The following is a 16356-nucleotide window of genomic DNA, read 5'->3' as shown; positions in this document are numbered from 1 at the left end:
GATTCGCTGGATCTCGACGTCGAGCGCAATGTGGTGACGGTGCGCGCCGAGCGCCCGCAGCTGGACCAGGGGCGCTCGATGATCGCCTCGGAGCGACCGCGCGGGGTCTTCTCCCGGCAGCTGTTCCTCGGCGAGAGCCTGGACACCGAGCGCATCCGCGCCGACTACCGCGACGGTGTGCTGCGGCTGACGATCCCGGTGGCGGAGAAGGCCAAGCCCCGCAAGATCGAGATCGTGCGCAGCGAACAGCAGCACGAGACCAGGGAACTCGCCGCGGCATCTTCCTGACCAGGGCCGCGCCCGCGCCGCCGCGACCGGGCGCGGCCGGACTCGACGAGCGGCTACTGCTGCTCGATCCCGATCTCGACGAGCTCTTCGCCGAGGTCGAGCAGATCCTGCGCGCCGCCTGGCTCCGCCGGGACCCGCCCCCGCGACCGAGTCCCGGCCCTGCCCGGCACCGGCGCGAGACCGACGCGGCGGATCGCCGGCGCCGGCGGGCCCGACACGAGGACGTGGCCGGGCGGGTGTACGCCGCGGCCGCGCGGGCCCCGCCCGCACCGCGCGCACGCACGATTGCCAGGTGGGCGGCGTTTCGAGTCGAAAGGCAGGTGATGCCCCGTCCGTGAATGTTCGCAGACAAGGTATTCCACGACTCTTCCCGCGCGGAGCGGGCCCGGCGGTCACGGGCCCGCCCCGCCCACGTTTCCGCCGCCTCGCCCATGACGAGGCGGATCTCTCCGCAGGAGGACGTCATGCTCGTTGCTCCGACCGGCAGCGATTTCGACCGCGCCGACCAGCACATCTGCGTCGACCCCGCCGACCGCGACACCGGCCTGGACCCCACCGCCGTGTTCCCGCCGACCGAGCGTATCCGTTCCGCCGTCGACACGGCCCCGATCGCCGACCGCCTCGACCAGGCCTGGATCCTTCCCGCCGATGACGACCTGTACTCCCGCTGAACGTCCCGCCCGCCACGACCCGCACCGTTTTGGCCGGTGGCAGCACGGCCGGGTGGCCTGGTTCAACACCGAGCACGGCTTCGGGTTCCTCGACCCCGACGACGGCGGCGAGTCGGTGTTCGTGCGCCACACCGCCATCGCCGCCCCCGGCTACCGCACCCTGCACCCCGGCCAGCCCGTGGTCTTCACCACCGCCGCCACCGACCGCGGCCCCGAGGCCACCCAGGTCCTCACCTACCCCGGCACCACCCCCGCGCCCGTACCGCCCCCGCGCCACGCCCGACCCGCCACCCCCGCTCACACGGCCCCCGGCGGGATCCGGCACCGCCTGCGGCGCGCCTTCGGACGCACCGACGCCCGCCGGTCCGCCCGCGAAACCACAATGGCCCGATCAGCTCGGGACTGACCAGGCCGTGGGACACCCGAGGGCTTGGATCCTGAGTGCCTGGACCACCTACCCCAGACGTTCGGCCGGCTCGCCGGGTGCGGCCGGGAAGGGAGCCGACGACGGACATCGCTACCGTTCGCGGCGGGCCCGCTGGTGTTCGGCGCCGCAGATCGGCGCGCTCACAGCAGGCGCGCGTAGATGCCGCGCGGGTGGGCGCCGAACTCGACCTCACGCGGGAACGGTGAGGTCCCCGTGGCCTGGATGCGAGCGATGACCCCGAACGCCCAGTCGTGCAACGGTTTCGGCAGTGCATAGACCGTGCCGTCCTCGGCTCGGATGAAGGGCGAGCCCTCCAACGCCGGTGCGCTCAGGCCGATACCGGCGACCCCGAGCGCCAGCGGGCCCTGCCCGTCGATCGCCAACACCTGCGAACCTTCACTCACGCGGGAAAACGTATCCGACCCAGCGTTTCGCGGCCCGCAGGCGAAGCCGTGGCACCGGCCGCATTCTTGCCGACGAAGAATGAAACTCTCCTCTCCGGCGCGGATCGCGCAGTGACCGGTCCGCCGCGACCGCCATCGTTCGCCCGGCCGCCCGCGCTGTTCCGGGATGCCCCGGGGGCGATCCGAGCCCGCGCAGCCGTGCTGCCCCCACTCCGGGCGAGGAGCATCGTCGGCTCGACACCGCCCCTCGAGATTCGGGGCAGGGCCGCCGAGGTGAACGGAGGCGGGTGCCACGACGCTGCGGACGGCGGCCGGGTGTCCGTGGTCCATCGTCATCGCGCGTTGCCCGGCTCGCAGAACGCCAGATCCTCGTACGTGCTTACAACGTCCTCGGTGGCTCCCGATCGGGCTCGGGCAACGACAAGGGTGCCGCGGCCGGCGACAAGGACAGGGGCAGCGGTGAGGGAGCTGAGCGCAGCGCCGATGGCCGGGGCACGGATGGCGGCGCTCGCCGGCGCCGTGGTGCCGCGGCGGGTGGGGTGGACCGATGCCGAGATCGGCTACCCCGACCCGACGAGCTGGTGGACGCGCCAGGCCCTGCCGCCGCTGCGCCGCCGCCGCTGCTGCTGCTGCTCAGCGATTGCCCGCGGCCTACGTGACGGTGACGCGGCGGCTCGCGGACCGGTTCGGGGTGCCGCTGGTGGCCAGGACGAGGGTGGCGTTCCGCACCGGCTCCGGAACCGTGGTGAAGGTGCCCCATACCTGGGACGGGATCGCGGCGAACGAGGCCGAGATCGCCGCGAGCCGGGACCAGAGAATCCGGTGCCGATGACGCCGACCCGGGCACTGCCCGCGGGTACCTGCCCGACGGCTGTCTCGTCGTCTACGACCTGTAGCTACCACGCTGGAGCGCGGCGTGGCCGGAGGTCCGGGCCGGCGGGTTCCGTTGACCCTCGACACCGGGACGGGGGCGCGCGATGTCCGGCCGGCCCGCATCCGTCGTGGTAGTCTCATAGAGCCGCCGGGTAGTCTCGGTTCGTGGCTATCAGGCTCTACTACGCGCTGGCCCAGATGATGGCGGCGGCCGGGGTCGATCTGACTCCCGAGCAGGTGCTGCAGTTGATGCGGCGGTGGCTGGCCGGAGAGGTACGCGCATGGGGCGAGCCCGCATACGACGCTGCTACCGGCTGGCAGCTGTTCCAGCTGTGGATGCGCACCGGTGCAGGCCAGGCCGTGCAGGTCACCGGCCGGGTCACCGCGCCCGAGTTCACGATCGTCGATGTCAGGCCGCTGACGGCCACCGAGACCGCCGAATTCACGCAGTGGGAGATGACCGATGATTGACGACACCACCCCCACCGATGACGTGCCCCCCGAGCAGATGGCCCGGATCGTGGCCCGCGCCCGGCGCGGCCGCGACGTGGCGCCCGACATCGATACCGAGGCCCGGCTCAAACCACGGTCGGTGAAGATGTCCGACGAGCTCGACCTGCGGGTCGGGTTGCGCGCGAGCGAGCTCGGGATGAGCAAGAGCGCCTACTTCCGCTGGCTGGCCGAGCGAGACCTCGAGACCGCCTACGGCGAGGAGCCGGAGATGGTGCCGCTGGCCGATGCGCTCGAGATCGCCACCCGCGCGGTGACCGAGGCGCTGGGCCGGCTCTCACACCGACCCGGCCACGCCGCCTGACTCGCGTCCCGTCACGGCTGAAGTCCGCCTGAGCCGAGCGGCGCGGGACGGCGTGGGCGCGCCGGGCACGCGCCGATAGGCTCGGGGGCGCCCCACCCCCGGCCCCGAGGATGCCCCGTGAGCTTGCCGCCCGTTCTGGTCGATCGCCTTCGCCTGCCCGTGATCGCCTCGCCGATGTTCATCGTCTCCGGCCCCGATCTGGTGATCGCCCAGTGCACCGCGGGCGTCGTCGGCGCGTTCCCGAGCCTGAACGCGCGCCCGATCGCCGAGCTGCGGGCGTGGCTGACCAGGATCACCGAGGAGCTGGCCGCGCACGACGCCGCGCACCCGGAGGCGCCGAGCGCGCCGTTCGCGGTGAACCTGATCGTGCACCGCACCAATGCCAGGCTGGAGGAGGATCTGGCGCTGGTCGAGGAGTTCCGGGTGCCGATCGTGATCACCTCGCTGGGCGCGCGGCCGGAGGTGAACGAGCGGATCCACGCGTACGGCGGGATCGTGCTGCACGACATCATCCACGACACCTTCGCGCGCAAGGCGGTGGACAAGGGCGCCGACGGGCTGATCGCGGTGGCGGCGGGCGCGGGCGGGCACGCGGGGACGCAGTCGCCGTTCGCGCTGGTGCAGGAGATCCGGGCCTGGTTCGACGGGCCGCTGGCGCTCTCCGGATCGATCGCGCACGGGCGCTCGGTGCTGGCCGCGCAGGCGGCCGGGGCCGATCTGGCCTACATCGGTTCGCTGTTCATCGCCACCGAGGAGGCGAACGCGGTGCCGGGGTACAAGCAGATGGTGGTCGATTCCAGTGCCGCCGACATCGTCTACACCGATCGCTTCACCGGGGTGCACGGGAACTACCTGGGGCCGAGCATCGTCGCGGCGGGCCTCGACCCGGCCCGACTGGCGGGGACCGAGGCCGGGGCGATCGATTTCGGGACCGACGGGACGCTCGGGGCCAAGGCGTGGCGGGATATCTGGGGTGCGGGGCACGGGGTGGGCGCGGTCAGTGCGATCCGCCCCGCGGCCGCGGTCGTCGCTCAGCTCGCCGCCGAGTACGAGGCCGCCCGCGACCGCCTCTTCGTGCGCTGACGAAGAACGCGCGCGGCGCGGCTCAGGTGGTGGCGATCGGCAGCTCGATGAGGCCGTGCAGGGCGAGCCCTTCGCGGTGCACGGCGGGGCCGGTGATCGCGAGGTCCGGGAAGGCGCGGAGCAGCGCGGGGAAGGCGAGCTGCGCTTCCAGCCGGGCAAGGGGTGCGCCGAGGCAGTAGTGCAGCCCGCCGCCGAAGGAGAGCGGGGCCTCGTCGGCGCGGTCCAGCTTCAGTACGTCGGGGTCCGGGAAGACCGCGGGGTCCCGGTTGGCGGCGCCGATCAGGGTGACCACCCGCTGCCCGGCGGGCAGCACCCGGCCCGCCACCTCCAGCTCCTCCGGCGCGGTGCGCGAGGAGAGCAGTTGAACGGGAGAGTCGTAGCGCAGCAGTTCCTCGGTGGCGGGGGCCGCGAGCTCGGGGCGCTCGCGCAGCGCCGCCGCCTCGGCGGGGTGGTCGAGCAGCGCGACGAGGCCGTTGGCGAGCAGCCCGGTGGTGGTCTCGAAACCGGCGGCGAGCAGCAGCGCGGCGGTGCCGACGATCTCGTCGTCGTCCAGGCCGTCGACCTGGGCCAGCGCGGACATGAGGTCGTCGGCGGGGGCGCGGCGGCGCCGAGCGAGCAGGTCGCGGAAGTAGGCGTCGATCTCGACGGCGGCGGGGTCGGCGCGGTCAACGATCTCGGGGGTGAGGCCGTCCAGCACGCCGGTCCAGTGCCGGACCAGCAGCTGGAACCGGGCCCGGTCCGGCTCCGGGATGCCGAGCAGCTCGCCGATCACGGTGACCGGCAGCGGGAAGGCGAAGGCCTCGATGAAGTCGGCGGTGCCCGCGGCGCGCAGCTCGGCGATCAGGTCGTCGACGATGCGCTCGACGGCGGAGCGCAGCCCGGCGACCCGGCGCACGGTGAACGCGCCCGCGGCGGAGCGGCGCAGCCTGGTGTGCACCGGTGGGTTGCGCACCAGCATGCTGGTGAACATGAGCCGCAGCGCCGGGCGCTCCCGCCAGTTCTCGAAACCCGCCGCCGTCAGCGCGATCTCCGGGCGCTTCACGAAGCGGTGGTCGCGGATGAGCGCGGCGGCGAGCCGATAGTCGCTGACCAGCAGGGTGCCGGTGGGGTCGAGGACGGCGGGGCCGAGCGCGCGCAGCCGCCGATACACCGGGTACGGGTCGGCGCGGCCCTCGGGGCTCGCCAGCTCGGTCAGGATCCCGAGCAGGTCGGTGCCGGTCGATTCGATGTCGGCGGTCATCGTCACCCCCACTTCGGCGCCGAGACGGTCAGTTCTTCCGAGCCTACGCCGCCGCCGGTTCGGCGCGCTGAACCGTGGCGCGACCGGTCACCCGACGAAATCAGCTGCGCGCGAACAGCACTCGGTATGACGCCGGTTCCGGGGCCTGCGGCGCGATCACGGGAGCCGAATGCCCGATCGACGCCGCCGATCACGGGGCGGTCGGTGCCGCGTGAGAGAGTGGCCGCGACGAAAGGGGAGCCACGTGGCATCGACGGCGACGCAGATCGAGCGCGGAATCGAGGCGGCGCTGGCCGCCGTCGCCGCGCAGGACGCGGCGGCGTTCACCGCCGCGACCACCGACCTCGCCGCGCTGCCCGCCGAGCAGACCGGGCTGGTTCTCGGCGGCGCGCTGCGCGAACTGCTCGAGGCCGCGCACCCGGACGGCCTGGACGCCGACGACGTCCAGGCCGCGCTCGCGCGCACGCTCCGCGCCGCCCTCGCCTGGCTGCCCGACCTCGACCCGGCCGGTTTCGTCGCCGCGCTCACCGGCGCGCTCGGCGTCACCGAGCCGGACGAGACCCCGCCGCCGCCCGCCGTCACCCAGCCCGCCGCGCTGCTGCTCATCGTCGATCTCGCCACCGCCGCGCAGGTCCCGCCCGCGGCCGCGATCCGCAGCGTCTTCGCCGAGATCGAGCGCGCCGAGACGGTGGAGATGCCGTAGCGCGGACGGAGCGCTTCGGCCCGCGGCCGTGCGCTGGGTCCGCCGCGCTCACGGCGGGTCGAGCACGTCGCTGTCCGCGCCGACCCAGGCGCCGTGCAGCCCGGCGGGCACCCGGATCGGCATCCGGATCGAGGCGACCGGCCCCGCCGCCGGGTCCTCGGCGGTCAGGATGTGGAACCAGGAGGTCTCGTCGGTGGGGTCGGTGGCGAGCGTTCCCCAGTAGTCGTGCTCGGCGCCGGGCAGGAAGATCGGCTCGCCGACGGCGAGGTCGCCCGCCTGCCACACCCGCTCGGTGTCCCGCTCGGCGTCCAGGAAGACCAGCGCGTTGCGGCCGGGGCCGTTCGAGGCGGTGGCGACGGTGCCGTGCGGGTGGGTGAGCAGCCGGTCGTCGATCCGCGGGAACTCCACGAACCGGTCGCTGAGCACCGTGCGCCGCACCGCGCCGGAGGTCGGGTCGATCACCGCCCGCTCGACCCCGCCGCGCTGCTCCTCGGCGACCTCGGCGAGCCCGGTCGGGTAGCTCCACCGCACGTAGTCGACGACCACCCGGCCCTGCTCGTCGTCGTGCGCGTTGGCGAAGTGCCACACCCAGAAGGGGTCGGTGTGCGCCCAGCGCACCGGGGAGCCGTCGCGCGGGATGAGCGCGATCCTCGTGCCGTTGCCCGGCCGCCAGTCCAGCAGCGAGCCCCCGTTCAGCATGCCGGGGATGTCGAAGACCAGCGGGCCGAGGAAGAGCACGAGGTAGCGCTCGGTGAGTGCCATGTCGTGCACCATGATCGGCTCGTCGACGCCGTCCACCGGGGTCGGGGCGCGGCGCAGCCCGCCGTCCGGCGCCACCACCGACCAGGCCAGGTACGGCGCCTCCAGCCGGTAGGTGAAGAGCACGAGCTCGCCGGTGCGCGGGTCGAACTTGGGGTGCGCGGTGCTGCCGAGCGCCATGGCGCCCGCGCAGTCGTCGCGGCCCAGGGTGGCCAGGTCGTTGGGGTCGATGCGGTAGGGCAGGTCGCTCTCCGCCATGGCGAGCAGCTTGCCGGCGTGCGCGACCACGTTGATGTCGGGCAGTTCCCGGCTGGTGCCCGCGAGCTCGGGCCCGACCAGCTCGGGGCCGGGGGTGTAGAGGTCGGTGATGCCCGCCCAGATGGCGTGCCCGGCCCGCTCCTCGGCGACCACCATGGGGGTGCGGACGAAGCGGTTGGCGTAGCTCGCGGTGCCGTCGCGCAGGGTGACGCGGTGCACCATGGCGTCGCCGTCGAGCGGGTAGACGAAGGTGCCGATGGGGTCGAAGCGCGGGTTCGGGCCGTTGCGGAAGTAGGTGCCGTTCAGGTCGGCCGGGAGCGCGCCGGTGACCGGCAGGTCGGCGACGGAGACCTCGCGCCGCTGCGGGGCGAAGACCCCGGAGAGGTGCGCGTGGCGGGTGAGGTCGATCGGTGCGGGCGGAGTCGGGGCTGCAGTCATGGGCACTCTCCTGGCAACGGTCCCCTTCGACCGCGAAGCCTAACCGCGATCGATGCCAGGAGCAGCGCATTCGGGCCTACCGATGAATTCGTGGCGCCCGCACCGTCGAATCCGGCAACACCGACGAAAGGGCACCCGCATGACCACCACCGACACCATGGAGACCCGCGTCCTCGAGGTTCCCGGCGCCGTGCTCCGCTACGACATCCGCCGGGCCGCGACCCCGGGCGAACACCCGCCGCTGCTACTGGCGGGCTCGCCGATGGACGCGAGCGGCTTCCCCACGCTGGCCGGGTACTTCACCGACCGCACCGTCGTGACCTACGACCCGCGCGGCACCGGCCGCAGCGAACGCACCGACGACGCCGACGAGTACACCCCCGAGCAGCACGCCGACGACCTGCGCCGGGTCATCGAGGCGGTCGGCGCGGGCCCGGTCGACCTGTTCGGCAGCAGCGGCGGCGCGGTCAACGCGCTCACGCTGGTGAGCAGGCATCCGGAGCTGGTCCGCACCCTGGTCGCGCACGAGCCGCCGAGCAGCCAGTTCCTGCCCGATCAGAAGATCATCGACGCCGTTTGCGACGACATGCGCGCGACGTACTACGCCGAGGGCATGGGCAAGGCCATGGCGAAGTTCATTCAGCTGGTCTCGCTGCGCGGCGAGTTGCCCACCGACTACCTCGACCGTCCTGCCCCGGACCCGGCCACCTTCGGCCTGCCCGCCGAGGACGACGGCGACCGCAGCGACCCGCTCGTCGGGCTGAATATCCGCACCTGCACGCCGTACCGGTTCGACATCGACGCGCTGCGCGCGGCCTCGACGCGGATCGTGCTTGCGGTGGGGGAGAAGTCCGAGGGCGAGATCGCGCACCGCGGCGGGGCATCGGTGGCCGTCGCGCTGGGCGGCGCGGCGGTGACGTTCCCGGGTGACCACTCGGGCTTCCTCGGCGGTGAGTTCGGGATGCACGGCGAGCCGGAGGGGTTCGCCGCCGCGCTGCGGGCGGCGCTGGACGGCTGAGCCCGGCTCAGCACTCGGTCGGGGCAGGCTCGCCGCGCAGCCGCGCGCCGAGCCACTCGGCGGCGCCGGGGAAGCCGGTGGCGAGCGCGACCACGTGCTCGCCGGGCTCGCTGCGGAAGACCGCGTCGACGCCGCGCGCGCACTGCCGCTGGTAGAGCTCGCGCGCCCCCTCGAACGGAATCCACAGGTCGTGCGCGCCGTGGTAGATGTAGAGCGGCACCCGCGAGGTCCGGTCGGTGAGGTCGGTGCGCGCGAAGATCTCCTCGGCGACCGCGCTGTCCAGCGCGTCGGTGACGTTCGCGGCCACGTCGAGCGGGATGCCGACCACCCCGAGGAACCCGATGGCCTGCCCGCACACGGCGTTCAGCGGCGAGGTGGCGACCCAGGTGGCGAGGTGGTTCATCCGGTCCAGGATCTCCGGGTGCTCGCGCGAGTAGGCGAGGACGACCGCGAGCAGCACCCCGGAGGCGAAGTTGCCGTCGAACCGGTTCGCGATCACCCGGTTGTCGGTGACCAGCCCGCCCATCGCGGCGCCCGCGACGGCATCGGCCAGCTCGGGGGCGTACTCGCCGAGCAGCATGGCCGCGCCGTGCGAGGCGATGGCGCCGCCGGAGTACCCGCCGAGCGCGAAGCGGCTGGCGCCGAAGCCGGGGGTTGAGCGCACCGCGCGGATGCCGTCCAGGATGACGTGTGCGGCGACGTTCGGCTCCGCGTAAGCCATGTTCGGGCCCTCGTGGTCGGTGACCAGCACCGCGAAGCCCTGGTTCAGCCCCCAGGCGGCGGTCGGCGGGACCGAGTCGGTGGCGAAGTTCTTGAAGGCGGGGCCGTGCGCCATGGCGTAGCCGGGGGTGCACCTGGCGCCGAGCGAGTTGATCGGCTGGTTGTCGACGAGCACCGGGCGGTCGCCCGCGGCCCACGGGGTGAGCGGCACCACCAGGGTGGCCGTGCCGAACGAGGGCGCGCCGTTCGCCGCGGTCGAGCGGTACTTGAGCAGGGTGGCGCGGGCGATCGGCACCCCGACCACGAGGGTGGCCGTTGCGGTGACGTCGCGCTGCTCGAGGATGTCGCCGGGGTTCAGCGCCGCGAGTCCGGCGGGCCTGGCGTCGAAGAACGGGTCGCCGGTCGGCGGCGACTGCACCGCGCGCAGCAGCGCGGCCTGTTCCGGGGTGAGTCCGTCGACCGGCGGGCCGGGCGGGAGCGCGGGTGCGGGGACGACGCTGTCGATGCCGTGCTGCAGCCCGGAGGGCACGCCGGGGTCGTCCTCGGCGTGCGCCGGGTGCTGCCCGGCGGCGAGCAGGCATGCGGTGGCGGCCGTGACCAGCAGGGCACGGAACGACCAGCGTTCGTTCATCGGGAGACCTCACGCACGTGAATACTGTTCCCGGACAATCGATCCGGAATTCGAAGGGCGGGCGGCTCGACGCTGAATCCGGCCCGCGGGAGCCACCGTAGTAGCCGCGCGCGGCTTCCCGGCGGCCGCGCGCGGATGTCTGGGACTTTCACCATCCCGGTGCCGGAGTGATCTTGGAGATCGCACATCGATGGCGGAAAGTGCCGTTCTCGCACCGGGGTTGACTGTGCCGCGGCGGCACGGTGTCGAATCGGTGGCGCACCCGTACCGAGGAGGAGAACCCGATGAACGGCGTGACCCGAACCCTCGCGGCGCTGGCGGCGCTCGCCGTCGGCGCGGCATCCGCCGTCGCCTGCGGCACCGAGGAGCCCGCACCGCCGCCGGTCGCGTGGGGCGCCTGTCCCGACGATGTCGTCGCCGAGGCCGCGCCGACGCTGCTGGACTGCGCCACCGTGCCCGTTCCGCTCGACTACGCCGACCCCGGCGCGGGCGAGATCGACCTCATGATCTCCCGCCTGGCGGGCCAGGACCGCGACAAGCCGCGCGGCACCCTCATGCTCAACCCGGGCGGCCCCGGCGGCTCCGGGCTGGCGCTGTCGGCGCTGCTGGTGAAGCGTGGCCTGCCCGCGAGCGTCACCGACGCCTACGACGTGATCGGCATGGACACCAGGGGGATCGGGCACTCGGCGCGGGTCGGCTGCGGCTTCACCCTGGACGGGCCGTACGTCGGTAACCTGCCGCCCTACGCGGTCGACGACGCGGCCGTCGGCGCGCGGGCCGAGGTGGTCCGCGACGTCGCGCGGCAGTGCGCCGAGCACGACCGCGACGACCGGCTGCGGCACCTCAGCACCGTGAACATGGCCCGCGACCTGGACCGGATCCGCGCCGCGCTCGGGCAGCCGAAGACCAGCTTCCTCGGCTACTCCTACGGCAGCGCGCTCGGCGCCGCCTACGCGTCGATGTTCCCGGACCGCACCGACCGGATCGTGCTCGACAGCATCGTCGGCGATACCCACCTGGACCGCGACGGCATGCGGCGCTACGCGCTCGGCATGGAGGAGACGTTCCCGCACTTCGCCGACTGGGCCGCCGCCCGCGACGACACCTACGGCCTCGGCCGCACCCGCGAGGAGGTGCGCGCGGCCTACCTGGAGCAGGCGGCCGCGCTGGACCGGCAGCCGGTGCAGGGGCTGGACGGCTCGGTGTTCCGGACCGCCGTATTCGGCCTGCTGTTCAAGGAGCTGCAGTACCCGCTGCTGGCGGAGCTGTGGCAGTCGCTGCGCGCGGGCGCCGCGCCCCCGGATACGGGCCCCGCGCCATCGGCCCCCGCCATGGACAACTCGTGGACCGTCTACCTGGCAGTCACCTGCAACGACCTGGATTGGCCCGAGGACGTGCAGCCCTACCGCGATGCGGTGGCCGAGGACCGGGAGCGCTACCCGCTCTACGGCGCGGCGGCCGCCAACATCATCCCGTGCGCCTACTGGCCGCACGAGCCCGCGGAGCCGCCCGCCGCCATCTCCGCGGAAGGTCCGGCGAACATCCTGCTGGTGCAGAACCGGCGCGACGTCCCCACGCCGTACCGGGGCGCGGAGCTGCTGCGCGAGCAGTTCGGCGACCGGGCGCGGCTGGTCAGCGTGGACGCGGCGGGCCACGGCGCCTACCTGCTCGGCGACAGTCCATGCGCGAACGACACCGCCACCGCGTTCCTGCTCGACGGCGAACTGCCCGCGGACGACGTGACCTGCCCCGCGCCCTGACCCGCGAACCGCCGCGCGCGGGGCAGACTGGCGGGATGACGGAGGCAGGGGAGTCGACCGGGACGGTGCTCATCGCATTCGCCGCGAACCTCGCGATCGCGGCGGCCAAGTCGGTGGCGGCGGTGCTCACCGGCTCGGCTTCGATGGTCGCCGAGGCGGCGCACTCGTGGGCGGACACCGGCAACGAGGTCTTCCTGCTGATCGCCGACCGGCGCGGCCGCCGCCCCGCCGACGCGGAGCGGCCGCTCGGCTACGGCCGCGAGGCGTACGTGTGGTCGCTGCTGGCGGCGGTCGGGTTGTTCGTGGCAGGCGCGGCGGTCTCGGTGTGGCACGGCGTCTCCGAGCTGCTGCACGAGACGCCGGGCGGGGACGACTACCTGGTCGGCTACCTCGTGCTCGCCATCGCCTTCCTGCTGGAGGGCGTCTCCTGGCTGCGGGCGGTGCGGCAGCTCCGCGGCGAGGCGCGGGAACGCGACAGCGAGCTGCTCGACTACGTGCTGGAGACCTCCGACCCGACGCTGCGCGCGGTCTTCGCCGAGGACAGCGCCGCGCTCATCGGCATCCTGCTCGCCGGGGCCGGGATGGGGCTGCACCAGCTCACCGGTGACCCGGTATGGGACGCGCTCGGCTCGATCCTGGTCGGGGTGCTGCTCGGCGGCGTCGCGGTGCTGCTGATCGACCGCAACCGCCGCTTCCTCACCGGGGAGCCGGCGAGCGCGCCGATCCACGCGGCCGCGGTCGCCAGGATCGGGGCGCTGCCGCAGGTGGAGTCGGTGCGGTTCGTCCGGCTCGAGTACGTCGGCCCGCGCCGGGTGTTCGTGGTGGCGAGCGTGGACCTGGTCGGCGACCCGGCCGAGCACACCATCGCGGCCACGCTGCGCGAGCTGGAGCGCGAGTTGGAGCGGAACGAGAAGGTGGCGCAGGCGGTGTTCACCGTCGCCTGACCGTCGGTGTCGGTGCCCGCCGGCACCCTGGCGGGGGGAGGTGGTGCGACGTGAGCGACGACATCCGGGTGCCTGCGGTGGTGGCCGCCGGGCCGCTGCTCGCCGGGTTCACCGCCGAGTTCCCCGCGCAGCGCGCGCCCGTCGCCCGGTTCCTCGCCTGGCTGGCCGCGCGCCGCGGGTTCGAGGACGCGCTGGACAGCGCCGCCGGGCGCGATCTGGCGGTGCGCCGGTACCTGCGGGTCGGAGCCGGGGACGGCGACCTCACCGCGCTGCGGCTGTTCTACCGCTGGCTCGGGCTCGGCGCGCCGGAGGCGGGGCTGGTGCCCGACGACGAGCGGGCGCTCACCACCGAGCAGGAGCGCGCGGTCCTCGGCGCGGCGGCGCGGCGCGGCAGCCGGGCCTACGCGCTGCTGCTGCTCGCGCTGGACACCGGGGCCGGGGGAGCGGAGCTGGCCGCGCTCGACCTCGGCGCGCTCGACCTGGCCGAGTGGCCGGGCCTGGTCACCATCGGCCCCGGCCGGACGGTGCCGATCGCCGGGGCGACCAGGGGCGCGGTGACCGCCTGGCTGGCCGAGCGCAGGCTGCTGGCCTGCGGCGACGTGCTCGCCACCTTCGTCACCGAGCAGGCGCCGCACCGGCGGCTCGCGCACCGCACGGTGGCGGAGATCCTGCGCGCGATCGGCGCCGAGGCCGGGGCCGAGCTGGGTGGCGGGGTGCTGCGGTGCACCGCCGGGCAGCGGCTGGCCCGCGCCGGGTTGCCGCCGGATGTCGTCGCTCGCCGGCTCGGACGCCGCCCTGGCGACCGGGTCCCGCTCCCGCCCCGCGGCCGCGAGCAGCTCGATCTCTTCGCCTGCGAGTCGGGCGAAGCGCCATCGGTTCCCCGGTCGACCGATGAAGCGATGGCGCCCGCGCGCCGAGCGCCGTGATGCCGCACCCGGGGCACGGGGTGGCCGCGGCGCTCAGCGCTGCCCGTGTCGGACGACGGCGAGGTTTCGGGCGGCGTGCGGATCGCCCCGCTCGACCGCGTGCCGCAGCCAGAACTCCGCCTCGCCCGCCCGGCCCAGCTCGTAGAGGACGACGCCGAGCGCGTTGAGCGCGGGCAGGTTCCCGGTGTCGACGGCGCGGCGCAGCCAGGTCTCCGCCTCGGCCTGGTTCCCGCGCTCGTAGTGCAGCTTCCCGAGGTTGTAGAGCGCGGAGGCATCGCCCGCCTCGACCGCCCAGGTGTACCAGGCGACGGCGTCGGCCCAGTCCCCGCGCGCGTACCGGATATTGCCGATATTGGCGGCGACCTCCGGGTGGCCGAGCTCGACCGCGCGGCGGTACCAGGTCTCGGCCGCGTCCAGCTCGCCGCGGTCCCGGTGCGCGTGCGCGAGCTCCAGCACCGCCTCCGGGACGTCCCGCTCGGGGGCCGTGCGCAGCAGCTGCTCGCCGGAGGGGGCGGGCAGTGCGGGCTCGGGGGCGGATTCGGGCACCGTGACCGCCCGCAGCGCGTCGATCGCCAGCGCGGTCCCGGTCGGGTAGCGGGCGGCCGGGTCCTTGGCCATGGCGGTGGCGATGACGGCGTCCAGCTCCGCGGGCAGCCCAGGGACCCGCAGCGGCGGGACCGGTTCCGAGCGGTGCCCGGCCTCGGGGTCGGTGATGCCGAACGGGGTCCGCCCGGAGAGCAGCTGGTAGAACAGGCAGCCGAGGGCGTAGAGATCCGCGCGCCGATCGCCCGGCGCCCCGGCCCAGCGCTCCGGCGCGGCGTAGGCCGGGGTGCAGCCGGAGCGGGCGAGCCCGAAGTCGGTGAGGACCGCGCGGTCGCCGTCCGGGTGCGGCTCGATCAGGACGTCGGTCAGCTTGAGGTCACCGTGGCAGACACCCCACTGGTGCGCGTAGTCGAGGCCGCGGGCGATATCGGTGATCAACCGGACCGCGCGGGCGGGCTCCAACCCGCCCGCCGCGGCCGCCAGCAGCGGCGTCACATCGCCGCCGGGCACGTACCGCATGGCGAGCCAGCACACCGGGTCACCGGGGCTGCTGCGCTCCAGCACGGTCGCGATATTGGGGTGCTCGAGCCGCGGCCCGCGCTCGAAGCAGCCGCGCAACTCCGGCTCCCCGGCCCGATCGGCGTGCAGCACCTTGAGCGCGACGTCCCGGCGCCGGTCCGGGTGGCGCGCCAGGTACACCGTCCCGTGCGGACCCGCGCCGAGCGGCTGCACGATCGTGTACTCGGCCAGTACCGCACCGGGCGTCAGCGCCACGATTCCTCCCAGCCCAGCGAGATTCGGACATTTCCAGCCTCACACCGTCCCGGCCGCCCGCGCAAGCCATTGTTTCCGGTAGTTGCGGGCAGCCGGACGAACCCGAGGTTCTCGCTGCTGGGGTTTCTAGTGCTTCTTCGGCTTCTTCTTTTTCTTCGGCTTGTCGTGGTCGGGCTCCCACTCATAGCCCGGCGTGTTCGACTCGCAGTAGGAGTTCGCGACGAGCACGTCGCCCTGGTCGCGCTCGCACCACCGCTCGGTCTTGCTGCACCCCGAGGCGCCGAGCGTGACCGCCCCGGCCAACCCGAGAGCGGTTGCCGCGGTGATCATCCTGTGCCGTCGTCCCGCCACCGTCGACTCCTTCGATAGTCCCGTGCCCCGGCCGTGCCCGGCCCCCGGTACAGCATTCGGGCTACCGACCGAGAAGTCCAGTCAGGATCTCGCGCGCAGCGCTTCCAGCAGCCGTCCCAGCGCGGCGCCGGTGTCGGCCAGCGCCTCCGGCTCGGCGGCGAGCCACAGCGCGGCCTCGTTCATGGCGCCGGAGAGCAGGTGCACCAGCGGCTCCAGCGGCTGCGCGGGCAGCGTGCCGTCGGCGAGGAGCGGGGCGAGCGCGTCGCGCAGGTGGCTCGCGGAGTTCGCCTCGTCCAGGGCGCGCCACTCGTGCCAGCCGAGCACGGCAGGGCCGTCGACGAGCAGGATGCGCTGGACGGCGGGGTCGGTGGCGGCCGCGAGGAAGGCCGCGCAGCCGGTGCGCAGCTGCTCCCACGGGTCGGCGACGGCCTCGGCGGCGGCCGCCACCCGCGCCCCCACCTCCTGCTGCACCTCGGCCAGCACCGCCCGGAACAGCTCCTCCTTGCTGGAGAAGTTGTGGTACAGCGCGCCTTTGGTGACCCCGGCGGCGGCGACGATGCGGGCCAGCCCGACCACCGCGTACCCCTCGGCCGCGAACAGCTCGCGGCCGCAGCGCACCAGCTGCGCGCGGGTCTGCTCGCGCTGCGCGGCGCGTTGGTTCGGCGGCATCGGTCCTCCTCATTGACATACCAGCGGTATGCGGCATACGGTAGCTCACATACCGTTGGTAC

19 protein-coding genes are annotated in these 16356 nt (G+C 74.0%); 12 read left to right on the top strand and 7 right to left on the bottom strand.

Going from position 1 to position 16356, the window contains the following annotated elements; genetic code table 11:
• From ACFUUZ_RS05745 to ACFUUZ_RS05735, 3 genes are all read left to right on the top strand, one after another.
• Positions 1–288, top strand: a 288-nt coding sequence (locus tag ACFUUZ_RS05745; protein WP_378692904.1) for an Hsp20/alpha crystallin family protein, incomplete at its 5' end; no start/stop codon positions are given.
• A 464-nt stretch (positions 289–752) separates the two neighbouring features.
• Positions 753–959, top strand: a complete 207-nt coding sequence (locus ACFUUZ_RS05740) for a hypothetical protein (RefSeq protein WP_378692902.1) — start codon at positions 753–755, stop codon at positions 957–959.
• Positions 937–1365 carry a cold-shock protein gene (locus ACFUUZ_RS05735; protein WP_378692900.1) on the top strand — a complete coding sequence of 143 codons (429 nt, stop codon included), beginning with the start codon at positions 937–939 and terminating at the stop codon, positions 1363–1365. Before ACFUUZ_RS05740 ends, ACFUUZ_RS05735 begins: the two co-directional genes overlap by 23 nt.
• Positions 1366–1526: 161 nt before the next feature.
• On the opposite strand, the gene ACFUUZ_RS05730 is transcribed toward ACFUUZ_RS05735, so the two are convergent.
• Positions 1527–1790, bottom strand: coding sequence for a hypothetical protein (locus ACFUUZ_RS05730; protein ID WP_378692898.1), 264 nt, complete (start codon positions 1788–1790; stop codon positions 1527–1529).
• 640 nt (positions 1791–2430) lie between these two features.
• Here ACFUUZ_RS05730 and ACFUUZ_RS05725 point away from each other — a divergent pair.
• The 4 genes from ACFUUZ_RS05725 (at position 2431) to ACFUUZ_RS05710 (ending at position 4560) form a co-directional block, all read left to right on the top strand.
• The gene (locus tag ACFUUZ_RS05725; RefSeq protein WP_378692896.1) at positions 2431–2622 is read left to right on the top strand and encodes a hypothetical protein; all 192 of its coding nucleotides are present in this window, start codon (positions 2431–2433) and stop codon (positions 2620–2622) included.
• 206 nt (positions 2623–2828) lie between these two features.
• A complete protein-coding gene (locus tag ACFUUZ_RS05720) occupies positions 2829–3134 on the top strand; it encodes a hypothetical protein (protein WP_378692895.1) in 306 nt (101 codons plus the stop codon).
• Positions 3127–3477, top strand: a complete 351-nt coding sequence (locus ACFUUZ_RS05715) for a hypothetical protein (protein ID WP_378692893.1) — start codon at positions 3127–3129, stop codon at positions 3475–3477. The genes ACFUUZ_RS05720 and ACFUUZ_RS05715 overlap by 8 nt, the downstream gene beginning before the upstream one ends.
• A gap of 117 nt (positions 3478–3594) precedes the next feature.
• A complete protein-coding gene (locus tag ACFUUZ_RS05710; RefSeq protein ID WP_378692891.1) occupies positions 3595–4560 on the top strand; it encodes an NAD(P)H-dependent flavin oxidoreductase in 966 nt (321 codons plus the stop codon).
• A 22-nt stretch (positions 4561–4582) separates the two neighbouring features.
• On the opposite strand, the gene ACFUUZ_RS05705 is transcribed toward ACFUUZ_RS05710, so the two are convergent.
• Positions 4583–5800, bottom strand: a complete 1218-nt coding sequence (locus tag ACFUUZ_RS05705; RefSeq protein ID WP_378692890.1) for a cytochrome P450 — start codon at positions 5798–5800, stop codon at positions 4583–4585.
• A 244-nt stretch (positions 5801–6044) separates the two neighbouring features.
• On the opposite strand from ACFUUZ_RS05705, the gene ACFUUZ_RS05700 reads away from it, so the two are divergent.
• Entirely contained in the window at positions 6045–6503 is a 459-nt protein-coding gene (locus tag ACFUUZ_RS05700) for a hypothetical protein (RefSeq protein WP_378692888.1), read from the top strand.
• A 48-nt stretch (positions 6504–6551) separates the two neighbouring features.
• Here the strand turns inward: ACFUUZ_RS05700 and ACFUUZ_RS05695 are convergent, their stop codons facing one another.
• The gene (locus tag ACFUUZ_RS05695; protein ID WP_378692886.1) at positions 6552–7958 is read right to left on the bottom strand and encodes a carotenoid oxygenase family protein; all 1407 of its coding nucleotides are present in this window, start codon (positions 7956–7958) and stop codon (positions 6552–6554) included.
• A 139-nt stretch (positions 7959–8097) separates the two neighbouring features.
• Between ACFUUZ_RS05695 and ACFUUZ_RS05690 the strand changes: the two genes are divergently transcribed.
• Positions 8098–8976, top strand: coding sequence for an alpha/beta fold hydrolase (locus ACFUUZ_RS05690; protein ID WP_378692884.1), 879 nt, complete (start codon positions 8098–8100; stop codon positions 8974–8976).
• A gap of 7 nt (positions 8977–8983) precedes the next feature.
• On the opposite strand, the gene ACFUUZ_RS05685 is transcribed toward ACFUUZ_RS05690, so the two are convergent.
• Entirely contained in the window at positions 8984–10327 is a 1344-nt protein-coding gene (locus tag ACFUUZ_RS05685; RefSeq protein WP_378692882.1) for a lipase family protein, read from the bottom strand.
• Positions 10328–10611: 284 nt separating this feature from the next.
• Here ACFUUZ_RS05685 and ACFUUZ_RS05680 point away from each other — a divergent pair, with 284 nt between their 5' ends.
• The 3 genes from ACFUUZ_RS05680 to ACFUUZ_RS05670 are packed head-to-tail and all read left to right on the top strand — an operon-like array spanning position 10612 to position 13957.
• Positions 10612–12087: an alpha/beta hydrolase gene (locus ACFUUZ_RS05680; protein WP_378692880.1), complete on the top strand. Its 1476-nt coding sequence runs from the start codon at positions 10612–10614 to the stop codon at positions 12085–12087.
• Positions 12088–12122: 35 nt separating this feature from the next.
• Positions 12123–13031 (top strand): cation diffusion facilitator family transporter, encoded by a 909-nt coding sequence (locus tag ACFUUZ_RS05675; protein ID WP_378692878.1) that lies wholly within the window; start codon positions 12123–12125, stop codon positions 13029–13031.
• A 50-nt stretch (positions 13032–13081) separates the two neighbouring features.
• Positions 13082–13957 (top strand): tyrosine-type recombinase/integrase, encoded by an 876-nt coding sequence (locus ACFUUZ_RS05670; RefSeq protein ID WP_378692876.1) that lies wholly within the window; start codon positions 13082–13084, stop codon positions 13955–13957.
• A 33-nt stretch (positions 13958–13990) separates the two neighbouring features.
• Here the strand turns inward: ACFUUZ_RS05670 and ACFUUZ_RS05665 are convergent, their stop codons facing one another.
• The 3 genes from ACFUUZ_RS05665 to ACFUUZ_RS05655 form a co-directional block, all read right to left on the bottom strand.
• Positions 13991–15274, bottom strand: coding sequence for a serine/threonine-protein kinase (locus tag ACFUUZ_RS05665; protein WP_378692874.1), 1284 nt, complete (start codon positions 15272–15274; stop codon positions 13991–13993).
• Between the two features lie 126 nt (positions 15275–15400).
• The gene (locus tag ACFUUZ_RS05660) at positions 15401–15625 is read right to left on the bottom strand and encodes a hypothetical protein (RefSeq protein ID WP_378692872.1); all 225 of its coding nucleotides are present in this window, start codon (positions 15623–15625) and stop codon (positions 15401–15403) included.
• An 81-nt stretch (positions 15626–15706) separates the two neighbouring features.
• Positions 15707–16294 carry a TetR/AcrR family transcriptional regulator gene (locus tag ACFUUZ_RS05655; protein ID WP_378692870.1) on the bottom strand — a complete coding sequence of 196 codons (588 nt, stop codon included), beginning with the start codon at positions 16292–16294 and terminating at the stop codon, positions 15707–15709.
• Between the last annotated feature and the right edge of the window lie 62 nt (positions 16295–16356).

The sequence above is a fragment of the Nocardia sp. NPDC057353 genome, assembly GCF_042667085.1.
Taxonomy (GTDB): domain Bacteria; phylum Actinomycetota; class Actinomycetes; order Mycobacteriales; family Mycobacteriaceae; genus Nocardia.
Note: the sequence above shows the minus strand (reverse complement) of the source record. Positions and strands in the feature narration are given on the sequence as shown.

What these genes read in the sequence shown, in the direction of transcription:
- ACFUUZ_RS05715 (WP_378692893.1), top strand. Translation starts at nt 3,127, where the DNA reads ATGATTGACGACACCACCCCCACCGATGACGTGCCCCCCGAGCAGATG.
- ACFUUZ_RS05705 (WP_378692890.1), bottom strand. Translation starts at nt 5,800, where the DNA reads ATGACCGCCGACATCGAATCGACCGGCACCGACCTGCTCGGGATCCTG.
- ACFUUZ_RS05740 (WP_378692902.1), top strand. Translation starts at nt 753, where the DNA reads ATGCTCGTTGCTCCGACCGGCAGCGATTTCGACCGCGCCGACCAGCAC.
- ACFUUZ_RS05685 (WP_378692882.1), bottom strand. Translation starts at nt 10,327, where the DNA reads ATGAACGAACGCTGGTCGTTCCGTGCCCTGCTGGTCACGGCCGCCACC.
- ACFUUZ_RS05735 (WP_378692900.1), top strand. Translation starts at nt 937, where the DNA reads ATGACGACCTGTACTCCCGCTGAACGTCCCGCCCGCCACGACCCGCAC.
- ACFUUZ_RS05655 (WP_378692870.1), bottom strand. Translation starts at nt 16,294, where the DNA reads ATGCCGCCGAACCAACGCGCCGCGCAGCGCGAGCAGACCCGCGCGCAG.
- ACFUUZ_RS05690 (WP_378692884.1), top strand. Translation starts at nt 8,098, where the DNA reads ATGACCACCACCGACACCATGGAGACCCGCGTCCTCGAGGTTCCCGGC.
- ACFUUZ_RS05675 (WP_378692878.1), top strand. Translation starts at nt 12,123, where the DNA reads ATGACGGAGGCAGGGGAGTCGACCGGGACGGTGCTCATCGCATTCGCC.
- ACFUUZ_RS05695 (WP_378692886.1), bottom strand. Translation starts at nt 7,958, where the DNA reads ATGACTGCAGCCCCGACTCCGCCCGCACCGATCGACCTCACCCGCCAC.
- ACFUUZ_RS05680 (WP_378692880.1), top strand. Translation starts at nt 10,612, where the DNA reads ATGAACGGCGTGACCCGAACCCTCGCGGCGCTGGCGGCGCTCGCCGTC.